Source organism: Streptomyces sp. NPDC037410 (assembly GCF_055602235.1).
Genome location: NZ_JBVJWR010000020.1, coordinates 126,414 through 143,275 on the forward strand (window position 1 = coordinate 126,414; position 16,862 = coordinate 143,275).

At 74.1% G+C, this 16,862-nt stretch carries 12 protein-coding genes; 9 read left to right on the plus strand and 3 right to left on the minus strand.

Annotation, left to right across the window (positions count from 1 at the left end; translation table 11 throughout):
- The first annotated feature begins 10 nt into the window (after positions 1 to 10).
- Both ACZ7HT_RS29085 and ACZ7HT_RS29090 read left to right on the plus strand, forming a co-directional pair.
- Complete coding sequence (locus ACZ7HT_RS29085) at positions 11 to 1,150, plus strand: helix-turn-helix domain-containing protein (protein WP_471171326.1); 1,140 nt, start codon at positions 11 to 13, stop codon at positions 1,148 to 1,150.
- Positions 1,151 to 1,343: 193 nt separating this feature from the next.
- Positions 1,344 to 2,543 (plus strand): alpha-hydroxy-acid oxidizing protein, encoded by a 1,200-nt coding sequence (locus ACZ7HT_RS29090; protein ID WP_471171328.1) that lies wholly within the window; start codon positions 1,344 to 1,346, stop codon positions 2,541 to 2,543.
- Here the strand turns inward: ACZ7HT_RS29090 and ACZ7HT_RS29095 are convergent.
- The gene (locus ACZ7HT_RS29095; protein ID WP_471171329.1) at positions 2,506 to 3,744 is read right to left on the minus strand and encodes an FUSC family protein; all 1,239 of its coding nucleotides are present in this window, start codon (positions 3,742 to 3,744) and stop codon (positions 2,506 to 2,508) included. The two genes, ACZ7HT_RS29090 and ACZ7HT_RS29095, sit on opposite strands and share 38 nt — an antisense overlap.
- Positions 3,745 to 4,035: 291 nt before the next feature.
- Here ACZ7HT_RS29095 and ACZ7HT_RS29100 point away from each other — a divergent pair, with 291 nt between their 5' ends.
- The 6 genes from ACZ7HT_RS29100 to ACZ7HT_RS29125 all read left to right on the plus strand — a co-directional run bounded on the left by ACZ7HT_RS29100 (position 4,036) and on the right by ACZ7HT_RS29125 (position 12,630).
- Complete coding sequence (locus ACZ7HT_RS29100) at positions 4,036 to 5,169, plus strand: FAD-dependent monooxygenase (RefSeq protein ID WP_471171330.1); 1,134 nt, start codon at positions 4,036 to 4,038, stop codon at positions 5,167 to 5,169.
- Between the two features lie 117 nt (positions 5,170 to 5,286).
- Complete coding sequence (locus ACZ7HT_RS29105) at positions 5,287 to 5,844, plus strand: hypothetical protein (protein ID WP_471171331.1); 558 nt, start codon at positions 5,287 to 5,289, stop codon at positions 5,842 to 5,844.
- A complete protein-coding gene (locus ACZ7HT_RS29110) occupies positions 5,844 to 7,238 on the plus strand; it encodes a hypothetical protein (RefSeq protein WP_471171333.1) in 1,395 nt (464 codons plus the stop codon). The genes ACZ7HT_RS29105 and ACZ7HT_RS29110 overlap by 1 nt, the downstream gene beginning before the upstream one ends.
- Entirely contained in the window at positions 7,235 to 8,704 is a 1,470-nt protein-coding gene (locus ACZ7HT_RS29115) for a VWA domain-containing protein (RefSeq protein ID WP_471171334.1), read from the plus strand. The genes ACZ7HT_RS29110 and ACZ7HT_RS29115 overlap by 4 nt, the downstream gene beginning before the upstream one ends.
- Positions 8,705 to 8,722: 18 nt before the next feature.
- On the plus strand, positions 8,723 to 9,844 hold the full coding sequence (locus tag ACZ7HT_RS29120) for an ATP-binding protein (RefSeq protein WP_471171336.1): 1,122 nt from the start codon (positions 8,723 to 8,725) through the stop codon (positions 9,842 to 9,844).
- 74 nt (positions 9,845 to 9,918) lie between these two features.
- The gene (locus ACZ7HT_RS29125; RefSeq protein WP_471171348.1) at positions 9,919 to 12,630 is read left to right on the plus strand and encodes a DUF5682 family protein; all 2,712 of its coding nucleotides are present in this window, start codon (positions 9,919 to 9,921) and stop codon (positions 12,628 to 12,630) included.
- Between the two features lie 73 nt (positions 12,631 to 12,703).
- Here ACZ7HT_RS29125 and ACZ7HT_RS29130 read toward each other — a convergent pair whose 3' ends face one another.
- Positions 12,704 to 13,621: a hypothetical protein gene (locus tag ACZ7HT_RS29130; RefSeq protein WP_471171338.1), complete on the minus strand. Its 918-nt coding sequence runs from the start codon at positions 13,619 to 13,621 to the stop codon at positions 12,704 to 12,706.
- A gap of 190 nt (positions 13,622 to 13,811) precedes the next feature.
- The gene (thpR, locus tag ACZ7HT_RS29135) at positions 13,812 to 14,453 is read right to left on the minus strand and encodes an RNA 2',3'-cyclic phosphodiesterase (protein ID WP_471171339.1); all 642 of its coding nucleotides are present in this window, start codon (positions 14,451 to 14,453) and stop codon (positions 13,812 to 13,814) included.
- Positions 14,454 to 14,738: 285 nt separating this feature from the next.
- On the opposite strand from thpR, the gene ACZ7HT_RS29140 reads away from it, so the two are divergent.
- The gene (locus tag ACZ7HT_RS29140) at positions 14,739 to 16,769 is read left to right on the plus strand and encodes a calcium-binding protein (protein WP_471171341.1); all 2,031 of its coding nucleotides are present in this window, start codon (positions 14,739 to 14,741) and stop codon (positions 16,767 to 16,769) included.
- The last annotated feature ends 93 nt before the right edge of the window (positions 16,770 to 16,862 follow it).

Below are 16,862 nucleotides of genomic sequence, written 5' to 3' on the forward strand. Positions count from 1 at the left end.
AATGGCCCGCATGGACAGGGAGCACCGGGACGCGCGGGTCGAAGTCCTGGCCGGGCTGCGGCTCGACCGGGTGGCCGCGGACGCGGCCGCCACCGTCGGCGCCCTGCCCGCCTACCGGGGCCTGGACGAGGGGGAGACGGTACGGGAACTCCTCGCCGTCATGGAGACGGCGCACGCCGCTCTGGCGGAGGGCCGCGACCCCTCGGAGCGGGAGCGGACGGAGTTCTCGGAGTTCGGTGCCCGCCGGGCCGACCAGGGCGTCCCCCTCGAACCGCTCCTGGAGGCCTTCCGTCTCACGTCCCGTCATGCCTTCGACGCGCTGTACGCGGCGGCCGGGCGGTACGGCGAGTCCGCCGTCGCCCTCGCGCTGACCCGGGACTTCTGGCTGTGCTGCGACCATGTGTCGGCGGCGGTGATCGGCGGCCACCGGCGGCGCGAGGCGGAGCGGCCGGAGGACGGCGAGGAGCACCGTGCCGTGCTCCTCGGCCGGTTGCTCGGCGGAGACCTCCCACCGGACGCCCTGCCGGAGGCCACCCGGCTCCTCGGCCTGGACCCGGGCAAGGAGTACGTCGCCTTCCACGCCGAGCTCGCAGCCGCCGAAGCACCGCTGCGCGAGCACGCGGCGGCGCTGCGCGTCGAGCCCGTGACCGGGCACGTCGTCGGCCTTGCCGAGCCCGGCAGGCTCGACTCCCTGCACGTCCCGGCCGGGCTCGGCCCCGCCCTGCTCCCGGCCCGCGCGCACGAGTCGTACCGCCGGGCGCGCGGGGCCGCCGAACTCGCCGCCGCCTTCGGGCTCCGCCGCCCCGTGGCCGACGGCGAACTCCCGCTGCACGCCGCCGTACTCGCCCTCCCGGATACCGGAGAACAGCTGGTGGACCGCTGCTTCGGCCACACGAGCGGCAACCGACGCGCGACGCTCGTCCGCAGCCTGGACGCCTACCTCGCGGCCGACGCGAACGCCGAAGCGGCCGCCGCCGCCCTGTACGTCCACCCCAACACGCTCCGGTACCGGCTGCGCTCCTTCACCCGGGCCACCGGACTCGACCCCGGCCGGCCGGAGGACATGATGCGGATCTGGTGGGCCCTGCGCCACCTGGAGGCCGCGGCCCGGTCCGGGAGAGCGGCCGCCGACGGAGAATCGCCCCGCTGACACCCGTGTCGGCGGAGAGACGCCCCGCTGACACCCGTACGCCACCGTCGTCCTTGTCGCGGGCGACAAAACCCGGCACCACACTCTTGGCGGCCGCTCCATGGCCACGCGCGCGCGTGACGGGCACGGTGGTGGGGACCAACCGCGGGCGAGCCGAGCGCCCCGACGAGGGACCGGAAGGGACGACGCCCCCATGCCTCAGCCGTACGGCGACTACCAGAACGAGATCTACCTCAACGGCCTGTTCGGCATCACCCCCACCCTGCCGATGACCTTCGCCGAACTGGAGACGAAGGCCCGCGCCGCCCTGCCGCCCTCGCTCTGGTCGTACGTGGCAGGCGGCGCGGGCGACGAGCACACCCAGGAGGCCAACGTCACGGCCTTCCGGCAGTGGGGCCTCGTCCCGCGCATGATGGTCGGCGCCGCCGCCCGCGACCTGTCCGTCGACCTCTTCGGCCTGAAACTGCCGTCCCCGCTGTTCATGGCGCCCGTCGGAGTGATCGGGCTCTGCGCCCAGGACGGGCACGGCGACCTCGCGACGGCCCGCGCCGCCGCCCGCACCGGCGTCCCCATGATCGCCTCCACGCTCACCGCCGACCCCATGGAAGAGGTCGCCGCCGCGTACGGAGACACCCCCGGCCTCTTCCAGCTCTACACGCCCACCGACCGCGCCCTCGGGGAGAGCCTCGTCCACCGGGCCGAGGCGGCCGGCTTCCGGGGCATCGTCGTCACCCTCGACACCTGGATCACCGGCTGGCGCCCCCGCGACCTCGCCACCAGCAACTTCCCGCAGCTGCGCGGACACTGCCTGGCCAACTACACCTCCGACCCGGTCTTCCGGGCGCGCCTCGCCAAGACCCCCGAGGAGGACCCGCGCGCCGCCGTCGCGGAATGGGCGGGGATCTTCGGCAAGCCGCTCGTCTGGGACGACCTCGCCTGGCTGCGCTCACTGACCGACCTGCCGATCCTCCTCAAGGGCATCTGCCACCCGGAGGACGTCCGCCGCGCCAGGGACGGCGGCGTCGACGGCGTCTACTGCTCCAACCACGGCGGACGCCAGGCCAACGGCGGCCTGCCCGCCCTGGACGCGCTGCCCGGCGTGGTCGCCGCCGCCGAAGGCCTGCCCGTGCTCTTCGACTCAGGCGTCCGCACCGGCGCCGACGTCGTGAAGGCCCTCGCCCTCGGCGCCACGGCCGTCGGCATCGGCCGCCCGTACGCGTACGGCCTCGCCCTCGGCGGCGAGGACGGCATCGTCCACGTCCTGCGCTCCCTCCTCGCCGAGACCGACCTGATCCTGGCCGTCGACGGCTACCCGACCCTGGACTCCCTCCGCGAGGAGGGCGCCCTGCGGCCCGTCACTGCGTACGGCGCGCCCGCCCCGCGAGGGAGGTGACGCGCCGCCGCCGCTCCTCACGCGCGCGCGTGTGCCGGTCCAGCTCCTCCATCAGCCGGCGGCCGCGGTGGTCCGGATCGAGCTCGTCGAGCACCCGGTCGATCTCGGCGAGCAGCGCCCCGTACAGCTGCCAGCGCTCCGGATCGCGCGCCGCCTCCGCCTTGAGGAGTCCGGCGGCGCCGTCCCGGGCGGCGCGGGCCGCGCCGAGCTGCTCGCCGAGGCGGTCCTCCGCCGTCTCCGCACCGTCGCTCGAATGCGAGGTGACGAGATCGGCGAAGCTCACGAGGGTGTCCCCGAGGTGCCGCAGCGTCTCCCGGAGGGCGAGCCCCGCCTCCCGGCGCACCAGAGGCGCCCCCTGCCGCTCCTTCGCGAGGTCCGTCAGGGAACGCGCGAGGACGCGCAGCACGACCGCGCTGATCTCCAGGGTGTCCAGGCCCGTGCGCAGCACGATGCGGTGGAGCAGACCCTCCTTCACGCGCGGGTTCAGCCGGAGGCTGTCCTCGGCCTGACGCAGCGCCGCGTCGACGTCCGCCACGTCGTTGTCGAGGCGGCGCGCCTCGTGGAGCCGCGCCTCGGCCCGCTCCACGGGAGCGGGCTCCACGGGGGAGGCCGCGCCCGGAACGAGGCCCGGTTCGGCCAGCTCCTCGCCGATGTCCAGGAGCAGCCGGCGCATCCGCCGCGCCAGGTCCACGATCGAGTCCCCGGCGGTGTCCACCCAGACCGGCGGGACGAGCACGACGTTGAAGAGCAGGCCCACGACCGCGCCGATCAAGGTCTCAAGGACCCGGTCCCACGCCGTGTTCGCGACCTGCGTCACGCCGAGGACCAGCATCGCGCTGATGGCCACCTCGGGCACGAACTCGCCCACCCGGACGAACCGGCCCACGACCAGCGACGCCAGGATGACCAGGGCGAGACTCCACCAGGTGAGCCCGACGAGCGCGCTGAACGCGATGGCGATGAGGACGCCGACGACGACGGAGTTCACCCGCCGAAGGCTCGTCGTCAGCGTCGAGTACAGCGTCACCTGGACGACGAGCAGCGCGGTCAGCGGGGCGGTCAGCGGCGCCGGCTCCGCACTCAGCCGGAGCGCGACGACGTACGAGATCGTCGCGGCGGCGGTGGAGCGCACCGTCTGCACCACCACCGGGTCCCGCCTCCACCGCTGCCACCACTTCCATCGGCGCCACGGGTGCGGCATGGCGTACTCCTCCTCGCGGGTCGGCGACCTGCTGGACGCCTGCCCGCCCGAGGCCCTCGCATGGCGATGCTCCGCGCCCGCGTCCCGACAGCGCGCGTCGGCGCGCCGCAGGGCCCGGGTGAATCCCGGGGCGTTCCCCCGCACGACCCGAGGTCCGCACACCGGGTCGTTCCCTGCACAACCCGAGGTCCGCACCCCGGGTCGTTCCCTGCACAACCCCAGGTCCGCACCCCGGGGTTACACTCCTGCGCCCGTGTTCGATCTTGTACTGGAGACCTGGAGCTTTCCGACATGGCATCAACCCTGCGCGTCCTGATCCACGGCGGAGGCATCGGCGGCCTCACCCTCGCCACCGCCCTGGCCCGGCGCGGCCACACCGTGGAGGTGGCCGAGATCCGCGAGGAACTCGACGCCCTCGGCGTGGGCATCATCCAGCCGTCCAACGCCCTGCACGTCATGCGCGAGCTCGGCGTGCTCGACGCCTGCCTCGCGGCGGGCTTCGAGTGGGAGGTCCTGACGATCGCCGACCCCGCCGGGAACACGCTGGCACGGATACCCCAGCCCCGCATGGACGACCTGCCCGCCGCCAACGGCATCCCGCGGCCCGCCCTCGCCCAGGTCCTCGGCGACGCCGCCGTCGCCGCGGGCGCGAAGATCCGCTTCGGCGTCACCGTCACCGAACTCGACGACGACGGCACGGGAGTCGGCGTCGTCCTCTCCGACGGATCCACCGGCCGCTGGGACCTGGTCGTCGGCTTCGACGGCATCGGCTCCCCGCTGCGGACCCGCCTCTACGGCGACCGGTACGCGCCCGCGTACACCGGATTCGCCAACTGGCGCGTCACCGTGCCCCGCCACCCCGACGTGCGGGGCGTCCTCATGGCCACGGCGGGCAAGGAGGCGAAGGCCCTGCTCACCCCGATCACCGACGAACTGATGTACCTGGGCGCCGTGTTCGCCGAGGCCGAGGACCACCGGCCGGACCCGGCACGCGCGCACGAGCAGCTCGCCGAGCGGCTCGCCGTGTTCTCCGGGCCCGTAGCCGAGGCACTCCGCGCGGTCACCGACCCGGCGGCCGTGGTGTACTCCCGCATCTCCCAGGTGACGGTCGAGGAACCGTGGCACGTGGGCCGGGTGGTGCTCGCCGGCGACGCCGCGCACGCCTCCACCCCGCACCTCGCGCAGGGCGCCGCGATGGCCGTCGAGGACGCCCTCGTCCTCGCCGAGTCCCTGGACGCCGCGGGCTCCGTCCCCGAGGCCCTGGAGGTCTGGGAGGCGCGCCGCCGGCCCCGCGCCCTGTGGGTGCAGGCCCTGTCCGGGGCGGTCCTCAAGCAGGAGATGGGCGCGCCGACGACCCCCGAGGAGGACGCGCTCCTGGAGGTCGGCGTCCCGGGCGCCGCCCACGTCCTCGTGAAGCCCCACTAGGACCCCGGGGGCCGGGCGTCCGCTCAGGTCCCGGCCCCGCACCACACCACACCACCCTCCCGCCCCTGCCGCCCACGCCGTCCTGAGGCGTTGTCAGTGGGCGGGGCTACGTTGTGGATGTTCCGCCGCTCCGGCGTGAACATCCCCTTCGACGTGCATGGGAGAAGTGCGTTGCCGGTCTGGGAGAGGTCGAGCGCGGCGCGGGTGGTACCGCCCGCGCGACCGCGGAAGCTCGCCAAGGTGCCGTTCGTCGAGCTGGCCGACGGACGCCTGCAGGGCGTGGTGTCCAGCGGGTCCGACATAGGGCGCGTGTACGTGTCCTCGATCGCCGCCGGGACGTACGCGTTCGCGTGCAGCACCAACAACAACCCCCCCTGCGGCGGCGCGCGCGGCTCGTTCTGCATCCACCTCCGTGCCCTCGTCACCGAGGCCGTCCTGCAGTACGGCGCGCGGCGCGTCGCCCGCTACCTGAAGGCCGAGACGGCCGGCGGCGAACCTGACGCGCAGGCGCTCCTGTCGGCGATGACCGCCACGCGGCCCGCGCAGGGAGACACCTCGGCCGCCGCCCCCGTGTTCAGCCGGTTCCTGAGGCACCTCGCCTATCTCGAACTGGAGTCCGCCACCGCGCCGCTGCCCGAGATGCAGTGGTTCCCGCCGACGAGGGCGGTCGCCTGATGCGTACGGACCTGCTCGCCGACCCCGTCGACGGACTCGACGAGGCGCTGGCCGCCGTGGACGCCTTCGACGACGTGCTCGTCTCCGGCCTGCTCCGTCCGCAGCCCGCGCAGACGGACGGCCTCGCCGCACTCGTGGACGCCCTCGCGGGAACGCCGCTCGCCTCCCTCGTCGCCGAGGCCGCCGACAAGACCGCGGCCGGCGCCGCCGGCGAGGACCACTTCGTCGCGCTCGCCGCCGCCCGCACCGCGCTCATGGGCTCCGTCCACGACGCCCTGACGGCCCGCGTCGCGGACGTCACCGGCCGTCCGGCCGCAGAGGCGCCCGAGCAGCCCGCCGACGAGGAGGAGCCCGCCGCGAACGTGCTCGCCGCCGCCCGCGCCTGGCTGTGCGACCTCGCCCGCACGGGGTGGCAGGGCCTCGACCACGAACTCGCCGGCGGAGCCGCGCCCGTGGTGTCCGCGATGCTGCCGGACCCCGCGTTCCGCCGGCAGGCGACCCTGCTCGACGGCTTCGCGGCCGAACTCGCCGCCTCCTGCCCGGGAGCCACCCTGGACAGGATCCCGGTACGCCGCTGGGCCGACCTGTGGTCGCGCGCCCTGCTGCTGACCCTGCCGGGTGCCGCCCGCACCCCCGTCGGTTCCACCGCGACCGGACGTCTGCTGCCGCTCGGCGTCGACGTCCAGGAGCACGCCACCGCCGTACAGGCCCAGGTCCACGCCGTGTTCGAGCCGGCCGACGGCACGGAGCCCCGCCTCGTCCGGGCGGCGGTGTCCGCGCCCAAGCCGGACACCGTCGTCGGCGCCGGGCTCTGGCAGCTGCTCCGGCCGCGCATGTCGCTCCTCGGCGCGGTGAGCGAGGGCCGCGCGATGGAGCTCGACGGCATGCCCGTCACCAACGAGGGCGACCTCGTCTGGGACGACGCACGCGCCCGCGTGGGCGACCCCGCCGACCCCTTCGCCACGGCCCGGGTCGTCCTCGCCACCGCGACCGACCCTGTCCCCGCCCCGCTCGACCGCCACCCGGTCCGCCTCGCCGTCCCCGTCCTCCTGGAGGGGTACGCGGCGGAGCGCGCGGACGACGGGACGGTGACGTTCGCGGTGGCGGGCCACCGGCTTGCCGTCGACACCGACCGCGTACCGGCCGCGGGTCCCCTCACCGCGGAGGCGATCGCCGCGTCCGGCGCGTGCCTCGGGCTCCTCCGCTGGGACGCCGGCGAGTTCCTCCTCCAGCCGCTCGCCGTCGAGACCACCGTCCGGAAGAAGACCCTCGCCGTCCACGCGGGCGCGTGGGCCGGCGGCACCACCGACAAGGCCGGGGTCCGCGCGGAGAAGGCGGCCACGGACGCGGTCGCCGTCCTGCGCGAGCGAGCGGGAAGGCTGCTGCGCTCATGACCGAAGCGACCCCGCCCGCCGCCGCGACCGGCCCCGAGCCGCTGGCGCCCGCCGTCCAGGACCCCGCCGCCGCGACTAGCCCTGAGTCGTTGGCGCCCGCCGCCGCGACCGGCCCCGAGACGACCGCTCCCGCCCGGCCCGACCCCCACGACAACCGGCGGCAGGTCCTCTACTGGCGGCTGCTCGCGCGGCTCTTCGATCCCGAGGAGCAGGCCGCCCTGGAAGCGGCCGGCCTCGCCGTCGTCGAGGACATCGGCCTGCCGTCCGCACTGCTCGACCCCGGGGCCTCCGTGGACTCCGTCGTCCAGCGCCACCCGGAGCTCGGCGCCGAGCTCGACGGCCTGATGACCCCGGAGCCCGAGCCGGACGGCGCCCGCGACCGGGCCGCCGAGGTGCGGCGCGCGGCGCTCGCGTCGAAGCTGCTGCTCAACGTCTTCGCCACCGGCTCCGGCACCGTCTCCGCCGGACAGCTGGCCCGCTGGCAGTCGGACGCCGGATGGCTGGACCGGGCGCTCGGTTCCACGCCCGGCGGGCCGCGCGGCGGGAAGGCGGCCGGAGCCGCCCTCACCGGCGGCGGCCTCGGAGCCGAACTCGGCGCCATCGAGGCCGACCTCGTCCAGCGCATGCACCTGCGCGAAGTCCTGGCCGACCCCGCGCTGGCCGCCCGGCTGACCCCCAGCATGTCCCTGATCGAGCAGCTGCTGCGCGACAAGGGCAACCTCTCCGGTGTGGCGCTCGCCAACGCCAAGGCGCTGATCAGGCGGTACGTCGACGAGGTCGCGGAGGTGCTCCGTACCCAGGTCGAGAAGGCCACCGTCGGCGAGCTCGACCGCTCGGTCCCGCCCAAGCGGGTCTTCCGGAACCTGGACCTCGACCGCACGATCTGGAAGAACCTCACCAACTGGAGCCCGGAGGAGGAGCGGCTCTACGTCGACCGCCTCTCCTACCGGCACACCGTCCGCCGGACCGCACCCCAGCGGCTGATCGTCGTCGTCGACCAGTCCGGCTCCATGGTCGACTCGATGGTCAACTGCACCATCCTCGCCTCGATCTTCGCCGGGCTGCCCAAGGTGGACGTCCACCTCATCGCGTACGACACCCGCGCGATCGACCTCACGCCCTGGGTGCGCGACCCGTTCGACGTGCTCCTGCGGACGAACCTCGGCGGCGGCAACGACGGCCCGGTGGCGATGGCCATGGCCCGGCCGAAGATCGCCGAGCCGAAGAACACCGTCATGGTGTGGATCTCCGACTTCTACGAGTTCGGCCGCTCGCAGCCGCTGTTCGAGGGCATCGAGGAGGTCCACCGCTCCGGGGTCCGGTTCATCCCCGTGGGCTCGGTGACCAGCTCCGGACGCCAGGAGGTCAACCCCTGGTTCCGGGAGCGGTTCAAGGCGCTCGGCACCCCGGTGATCTCCGGCCACATCGGCAAGCTCGTGCACGAACTCAAGACCTTCCTGACCTGAGACCGAAAGGCTTCGCACATGTCCGACCTGCTCCGCGCCCCCGCCGAGATCAAGTTCGCCGAGGAACTCGACTGGCTGGAATCGATCGACGACCACCCCAAGCCGTTCTCCTGGCGCCTGTCCCCGAAGATGGTCCGCCTGTTCATCCTCGGCTCCGAGCGCGCCGACGGCCTGGACCGGGAGGTGCCGCAGAAGTGGTTCGGCGACCGCAGCTTCGTCGAGCGCTCCATCGTCACCCTCGCCTCCGACCGCGGCCTGCTCCTGATCGGCGACCCCGGCACCGGAAAGAGCTGGCTCGCCGAACTCCTCTCGGCCGCGATCAGCCGCAACTCCACCCAGGTGGTCCAGGGCACCGCCGGCACCACCGAGGACCACATCAAGTACTCCTGGAACGTCTCGATGGTCATCGCCAAGGGCCAGTCCCGCGCGTCGATGATCCCCTCGCCGATCATGACCGCGATGGAGACCGGAACCATCGGCCGCTTCGAGGAGCTCACCCGCTCCACCAGCGACGTCCAGGACGCCCTGATCTCGATCCTCTCCGAGAAGTACATCTCCGTCCCCGAGCTCGACGGCGCCGACGGCGAGAACATCGTCTTCGCCAAGCCCGGCTTCTCGGTCATCGCCACCGCCAACAGCCGCGACCGCGGCGTCAACGACCTCTCCTCCGCGCTCAAGCGCCGCTTCAACTTCGTCCGCATCCCCGTCGTGACGAACAAGAAGAGCGAGGCCGAGATCGTCCGCTTCCGCACCGAGGAGCTCCTGCGCCGTCACGCCATCGAGCTGGACGTGCCGCCCACCCTCCTCGACGTCCTCCTCCAGAGCTTCGCCGACCTGCGCGCCTCCGCCGCCGCGGCCGGAAGCGACGACGAGAAGCTGGAGTCCGCCCTCTCGACCGCCGAGCAGATCGGCGTCCTCGAGGACTCGATCCTGCACGGCAACTTCTTCGGCGAGCGCACCCTGACCGCCCGCACCCTGGCCGCCTCCCTGGTCGGCACGCTCGCCCGGCGCGAGCCGGAGGACCTGGCCATCCTCAACAAGTACCTGCACGGCGTCGTCGAGCCGCGCGGCAAGGAGGAGGGCGGCGCCTGGCCCGAGTTCCTCGAAGGCGGCCGCGAAGCGATCGCGAAGCTCTCGTGACCGGGACCCCGTTCACCGCACTGCGCGGTCAACTGCACGAGGCGGCGGCGGAGTTCGCCGGGGGAGCGGACGCCCTGGAGGACATCCTGCTCGGCATGGTCGACGACGTCGACCGCGCCGTGGCGGAACCGCTGGAGATCTTCCCCGTCTGCCACCACTCGCCCGCCTCCGCGCTCGCCATGGCCCGCCGGCTGCGCGCGAAGCGGCCCAAGGTCGTGTACCTGGAGCTGTGCGAGGACATGACGCCGCTCCTGACCGAGCTGCGCAACTGCCGGCTGCCCGTGGCGGTGCAGGCGTTCGCGAGCGACATCGACGGCTTCCCCGACGACTGGGCACCGCTGTCGGTCGTCGCGCCGATCACGGAGGCCTCCGCCGAGTACCAGGCCATCGCGTACGCCCTCGACACCCCCGGCGTGGAACTGGTCCTCGTCGACCGCTCCTCCGACCACGTCTTCCAGTGGGACCCGCGGCACGACCGCGCCGAGGCCCCGGTCGCCCGCGAGGAGGACGGCGCCGAGGCCGCGCTCCACGGCGAGGCCGTCGGCGTCGAGATCGGCGACCTGCGGCCGCGCTTCGCGGAACTGGAGGAGCACCTGCTGCGCCACGGCAAGGTGCGGCACTGGTCGGAGTGGTGGCACCAGTACGTCGAGGTGCCGCTCGGCGACAGCGACCACGACACCTACCGGCAGGTCATGTTCCTCATCGGGAGCCTGTTCCGGCGGCTCGCCCCGGGGGACGGCGACCGCGTCCGCGTCGACGAGGACCGCGAGCGGTACATGTGGACCCGGATGCGCGAGCACCTGGCCGCGACCGGCACCGACCCGGCGGACTGCCTGTACGTGTGCGGCGCCTTCCACGCGGCCAGCCGCGTCGACGAGTTCGGCGCGGGCGGCAGCGACACCTTCACGATCTCGCCGCGTACGGCCACGACCTGGCAGTACGGACTGATCCCCTCCAGCAACGCGGCCATCGAGGCCCAGTTCGGCCTCGCCTCCGGCTCCGTGTCGATCGCCACGACGCAGTGGACGAAGAACCTCAAGCGGACCCGGGTGAAGCCGTACCGCCTGGAGGGGCAGGCCGGCACGAAGAAGCCGGCGACGAAGGCCGCCCCTTCGCCCGCCGCGCTCGCCACGGCGGCATCGGCCGAGGACCGTCTCTCCGGCTTCCTCCAGCGGCCGCCCGTCCTCGACACCCTGGACGAGACCGAACTGCTCGGCTGGTCCGTGGACATCGTCCGCGCCGCCCGCCGCAGCGGCTACCTGGCCTCCACCGCCGACGCGATCGCCGTCTTCGAGACGTCGATCCTGCTCGCCGGGATGCGGGACCGGGCCAAGCCCACGCCGTACGACTTCCAGGACGCCGCGGTCACCTGCATCGAGAAGGACAGCGTGCCCGGGCGCCGGGACGTGCGCCGCCTCGTCGAGATCATGATGGGCGGCGACCGGATCGGCCAGGTCGGCTACGAGGCCCTGCCGCCGCTCGCCCGCGACGTCCACGACCGCCTGGCACCCCTGGAGCTGAACCTCCAGCAGCGCGGGGTGCGCCGCGCCCTGCTCGACATGACCTCCCGGCCGGAGCTGCGGGCCTGCTCGGACGTCCTGTGGATGCTGCGCCGCCTGCTGCCGGCCGCCGCCGCACGGCCCGTCATGGGGGAGCGGCGGCTCGGCGAGCGGTCGATCCAGGAGTCCTGGGACCTCGCGCTCGGCACCCACCAGCGGGCCCTCATCGAGCTCGGCTACGAGGGCGTGAGCCTCGAACAGGTCCTGGAGCAGCGCCTGCGCCGTACCGCGTACGGACCGCGGGCGACGACCGCCGAGGTCCTCGCGGCCGTCGAGGACGCCACGCTGTACCTGGGCGGCCGGCGCCTCGCCGACGAGCTCGGCACCCGCGCCCTCGACGTCCTGGCGGGCGAGCGCACGGTCGACGGGGCGCCGGAGGTACTGCGCCGGGTGCGCCGCCTCCTCGCGTACTACCGCACCAGCGAGCCGGTGCTGCCGCCGTGGATCGAGTCCTTCGTCCGCACCGGTTACGCCCATTACTGCACGCTGCTGCCGACGGCCTTCCGCGACGAGGACGCGACGGTGGGGCAGGTGGCGGCGATGCTGGGCTTCCTGTTCAGCATGGAGAGCCTGGCGCTCTCCCTCGGCTGCGACAGGACCCAGCTGGAACTGGCGGTCGCCCAGGCGCACCCGACGGACCCGGCGAAGACCGCGCTGCTGTGGGCGGCCCAGGTGCAGCTGGGCACGCTCTCCCGGGGCGAGCTGCGGGCCCGCTGCGACGAGCTCCTCGCCAACCCCCTGGTCGTGCCGGCCTATCCGCGCTACCTGAGCGGATTCGTGCACGCCCTGGAGCCGGTGCCGGGCCTCGCGGACGTCGTGGTGGAGGCCGTGTCGAACGCCTTCGGGCGCCTCCCGGACGCCGTCCTGCTGCCGTGGCTCCCGGTCCTCATCACGACCCTCCGCTCGACCGCCGCGGACCTGGCCCCGCTGCTCATCCGCGAGGCGGGACGGATCTTCCCGGCCCGGCTCGCGGCCCTGGACACCTGGGTCCCGCCCTGGCACGCCCAGCCGGCCGCCCCAAGGGCCCGCCCCGCGGCCACCGGCCCCCGCGGCGCGGCACTCCTCCCCGCCCACCCGGCGACCTGCGACGCCCTCGCGGCACTCCTGGGCCGCACGGAGGGCTGGACGGCGCCGGACGCATCCGCCCCCGGCGGACCCGGCGTGGCACTCCTCGCCACCCACCCGGCCACCGCCGACGCCCTGGCCGGCCTCCTCACGACCCGGTGAGCGCCCCGGTCCGGGCGGCGGAACAGGGAAGGGCTGTGCGGCCGGCGGCGGCCGCACAGCCGCGCGGTCCCGGTCAGGCCGCGCAGATCGGCACGGTCCGCACGTACCCGCCGAGGTTCTCGTCGTCGGTGCCGAGGAGGGCGTCGGCGGAGCCGGGCAGGCACTCCACGGCCTCGACCTTGTACCCCGGGAACGTGCCGAGGACCGTCGGCGAGGCCGCCAGGGTGATCCGTACCCGGCCCGCCGCGGACAGGGTCACCCGGCCCGCGTCGCTCACGGCCGAGTCGAACGGCCCGTCGTCACCGGCGTCGGCCGCCGAACCGACCAGGATCCGGCCGGAGTCGGTCACCGCGATGTCGGAGATGTGCCGCGTGCCGTCGCCCGTCGGGTACGTGGACCGGTAGCTCCGCTGGGAGACGGCGCCGAACAAGGGCTGGCCCCACGGCGCGAACGTCAGCGACGCCGCGTACAGCGTGGCGGGCCGTCCCGCGCCGGCGCCCCGGTCCGCCCAGAGCGCGGCGAACTTCCCGTCCCGGGCGACGAGCGCGAAGCTCTCGAAGTCGTCGCCCTCGCCGATCGCCGGCAGCGGCGTGTAGTCGACGACCGTCGCCGTCGAGCCGGCGACCTTCAGGCGGAAGAGGATGCCGCGGCCGGTGAGCGCCAGGTACTCCCCGGGCAGCCCCGGGATGGGATCGATGGCCTCCAGGTCGACGGGCTCCGCGCCCTCCCACGTGAGCGGGGTGACGACGGCGGAGTCCTGGGCGTAGGTGATCCGGGAGATCAGCGGCTGCCCGGGCTTCTTGTTGTCGTGCACGATCAGGGCGTTCACCCCGTCCCCGCCCTCGGTGCCTCCTTCGTACACGAGGCCGCTGACACCGGTGCGGGCATCACTGCCGACCTTCTGCCAGGTGTCGGCCGCGCCGGCCGGGGCGGTGCCGAGCACGGCGAGGAGCGCGGTCGCCGCGGTGAACCAGGTCATGCGCTTCGACATCGGAATTCTCACGGGAGGTCGCTGCCTTCTCTGTCCGACAGACGCGAGGTCACGCGCCGGGCGCCACGTTATTGATCATGGTGGCCGGGGCCCAGCGGGGCTTACGCCATCCGCCGGAGCGTGAAGTCGTACGGAGGGCGCGCGACCGGGTCGCACACGGCGGAAGCGCCCCACCCACCGCGGCTCTCGGCTACCGCCGGGCGAAGGGCCAGGACTCGATGTCGCGATAGCGGATCGGGCCGGGACCGCGGCCGTAGTTGCTGCCGACGAGATGGAGGCGCTCGGTGGCCCACCGGCGGCCGGTGAACCCGGCGAGCCCCTCGGCCACCTCAAGGACGGAGGTCTGATCGTCGCGGCGGGCCCGGGCCAGCGTCAGATGGGGACGCAGCGGCCGGTCCTCGAAGGGGATCCCGCACTCCTTCACGACCGCCCGCACCTCCGTGGCGATCTGGTGCAGCCCGTCGAGGTCGCCCTCGATGCCGCTCCACAGCACCCGGTCGTCGAAGTGCCCGCCAGCGCGCAGCGCCAGCTCCAGCGGGCGCCGCACCGCCGCGATCCCCGCGAGCGGCGGCCGCAGGAGGGGGACGGTCTCCACCGGGAGCTCCCCGAGGAACGCCAGGGTGATGTGCCAGTCCTCGATCCGGTTCCACCGCAGCCGCGGGTACGCCTCGTACGCGGGCTCCAGCTCGCGCGCCAGTTCGTCCTTCGCGTCGTCGGGCGGGGCCAGCGCGACGAACACCCGAACGGTCGCGGCGCGCGCCCTGTCCACGTCACCGGACTCCGCGGGGGCCGCCGTCGCCGGCTCCGTACCCTGCCCGGGCGCCTCAGTCATCGTCCGTTCCCCGCCACCGTCTGTCCGCCACCACCGTCGCAGGCGAGGGTACGCGGTGGACGGTCCTCGGCCGCCGCCGGGGATCACCCCCGGACCGAACCGACCGCCCTCACGCCGCATCAGAGGCGCCCCCGGCCGGTGCGCCCCCGCGCGCTCCCCCACGGGGGTGGTTCACCGGGGGCCAGTGGGGCGCAGTGCGGCACGGTCGGCGCGGGCGCGCGGGGCCACGGCCCGAAGCTGGCGGATGTTCCCTGTTCACCTGCGAAGACGGAGGTTCGTCCACCCATGACCCACGCACTTCTCAGACGCGCGGCACGGCGCCGCAGACCGGGCGGGAGGACCGCGGCGCCGGTCGCGCTCGGGCTCGCGCTCGTCCTCGCCCTGCCCGGAACGGCCTTCGCGGCCCCCGGCGACCTCGACCCCGCCTTCGGGGACGCGGGCCGGGTCACGACCCCCATCACCGGCTCCGCGGAAGGCCACGACGTCGCACGGCAGGCCGACGGCAAGCTGGTCGTGGTGGGGACGAGTCAGGCGGGCTTCGCGCTCGCCCGCTACAACACCGACGGCAGCCTCGACACCACCTTCAGCGGCGGCACGGTGACCAGCGACTTCGGCGGCGGCTCCCACTCGGCCAACGCCGTGGCGATCCAGGCCGACGGCAAGATCGTCGTGGCCGGCACCACCGAGGTGGTCGCGGAGGAGGGCGGAGGCTGCTGCTTCTTCTCCCTGGCCCGCTACGACACCGACGGCAGCCTGGACACGGGCTTCGGCACCGGCGGCCTCGTGCGGGTCGACGAGTTCGGCGGCTCGGCGGACGGCTCCGACGTCGCCGTACAGCCCGACGGCCGGATCATCGCCGCGGGCAAGGGCGCCGGCGGCGGCTTCGCACTCGTACGCGTCGACACCAATGGGAACCTCGACCCCAGCCTCGGCGGCGACGGGGCCGTGGTCGCGGGCTTCACGCCCACCTCCCCGCAGGACGCCGGCGGCATCGCCCGGAGCATGGCCCTCCAGCCCGACGGCAAGATCGTCTCCGTCGGCTACGTGGGCAACACCGCCTTCGACATCGGAGTCGCCCGCTACAACACCAACGGCACCCTCGACACCACCTTCAGCGGCGACGGCATGGTCACCGCCGACTTCGGCGGCACCGAGTTCGGCAACGCCGCCGCGGTGCAGCCCGACGGCAAGATCCTCGCCGCGGGCTCCGGCGGCTCCGGTTACGCCCTCCTCCGCTACAACGCCGACGGCACCCCCGACGCCGGATTCGGCACCGCCGGACGCACCTCGGTCGCCTTCCCGGGCGACGGCGGCCTCGCGTACGCGATGGCGCTCCAGCAGGACGGCAGGATCGTGCTCGCCGGCCGGGCCGACGACCCCAGCAGCGCCGAGGCCAACGACTTCGGCCTGGTCCGCTTCCAGACGAACGGCACCGTCGACACGAGCTTCGGCGGCGACGGCTTCGTGGTCACCGGCTTCAACGACTTCGACGAGGCCCGCGGGGTACTCGTCCAGCCGGACGGCAAGATCGTCGCGGCCGGATACGGAGCGGGCTTCCAGTTCGCCCTCGCCCGCTACGAGGGCGGCGGCATGCCCCCGCCCCCGCCGTACGCCGACCTGTCGGTGACCAAGTCCGGTACGACCACCGTGAGCATCGGCGACCGCGCCACGTACACGGTGACCGTCACCAACGCCGCGTCCTCCACCGCCACCGCGACCGGCGTCACGCTGAACGACACGCTCTCCGGCGCCGGCGGGACCCTCATCTCGGCGGTCCCCTCGCAGGGCACCTGCACGACCACCGCCACGGCCGCGAACTGCGCCCTCGGCACCCTCGCCCCCGGGGCGAGCGCGACGGTCACGGTGACGGCCGAACCCCGCGCCACCGGCACCCTCACGGACACGGCAGGCGTCAGCGCCGCCCAGCCGGACCCGGTGACCACCGGCAACACCGCCACCGCCACCACCGCGGTCAACAACGCCCGCGGCTGCACCATCATCGGCACCAGCGGCGCCGACACCCTGAACGGCGGCTTCGCCAACGACGTCATCTGCGGCCTCGGCGGCAACGACACCATCCGGGCCAGCTACGGCAACGACACCGTCTACGGCAACTACGGCAACGACAACCTCGACGGCGGCTTCGGCGACGACACCATGAACGGCGGCCCGGGCAACGACACCCTGACCGGCTACTACGGCAACGACCGCCTCACCACCACCGACGGGATCTCCGGCAACGACACCGCCAACGGCGGTCCCGGCACCGACACCTGCACCACCGACCCGGGCGACATCCGCATCAGCTGCCCCTGACCCCCTCCTCCTCCCGACGAGTGCCGTCGGCGCCCCGCGCGCCGACGGGACTCCCGCGTTCGTGGGGGGGGGGGGGCAGGGGAAGGACCTGCC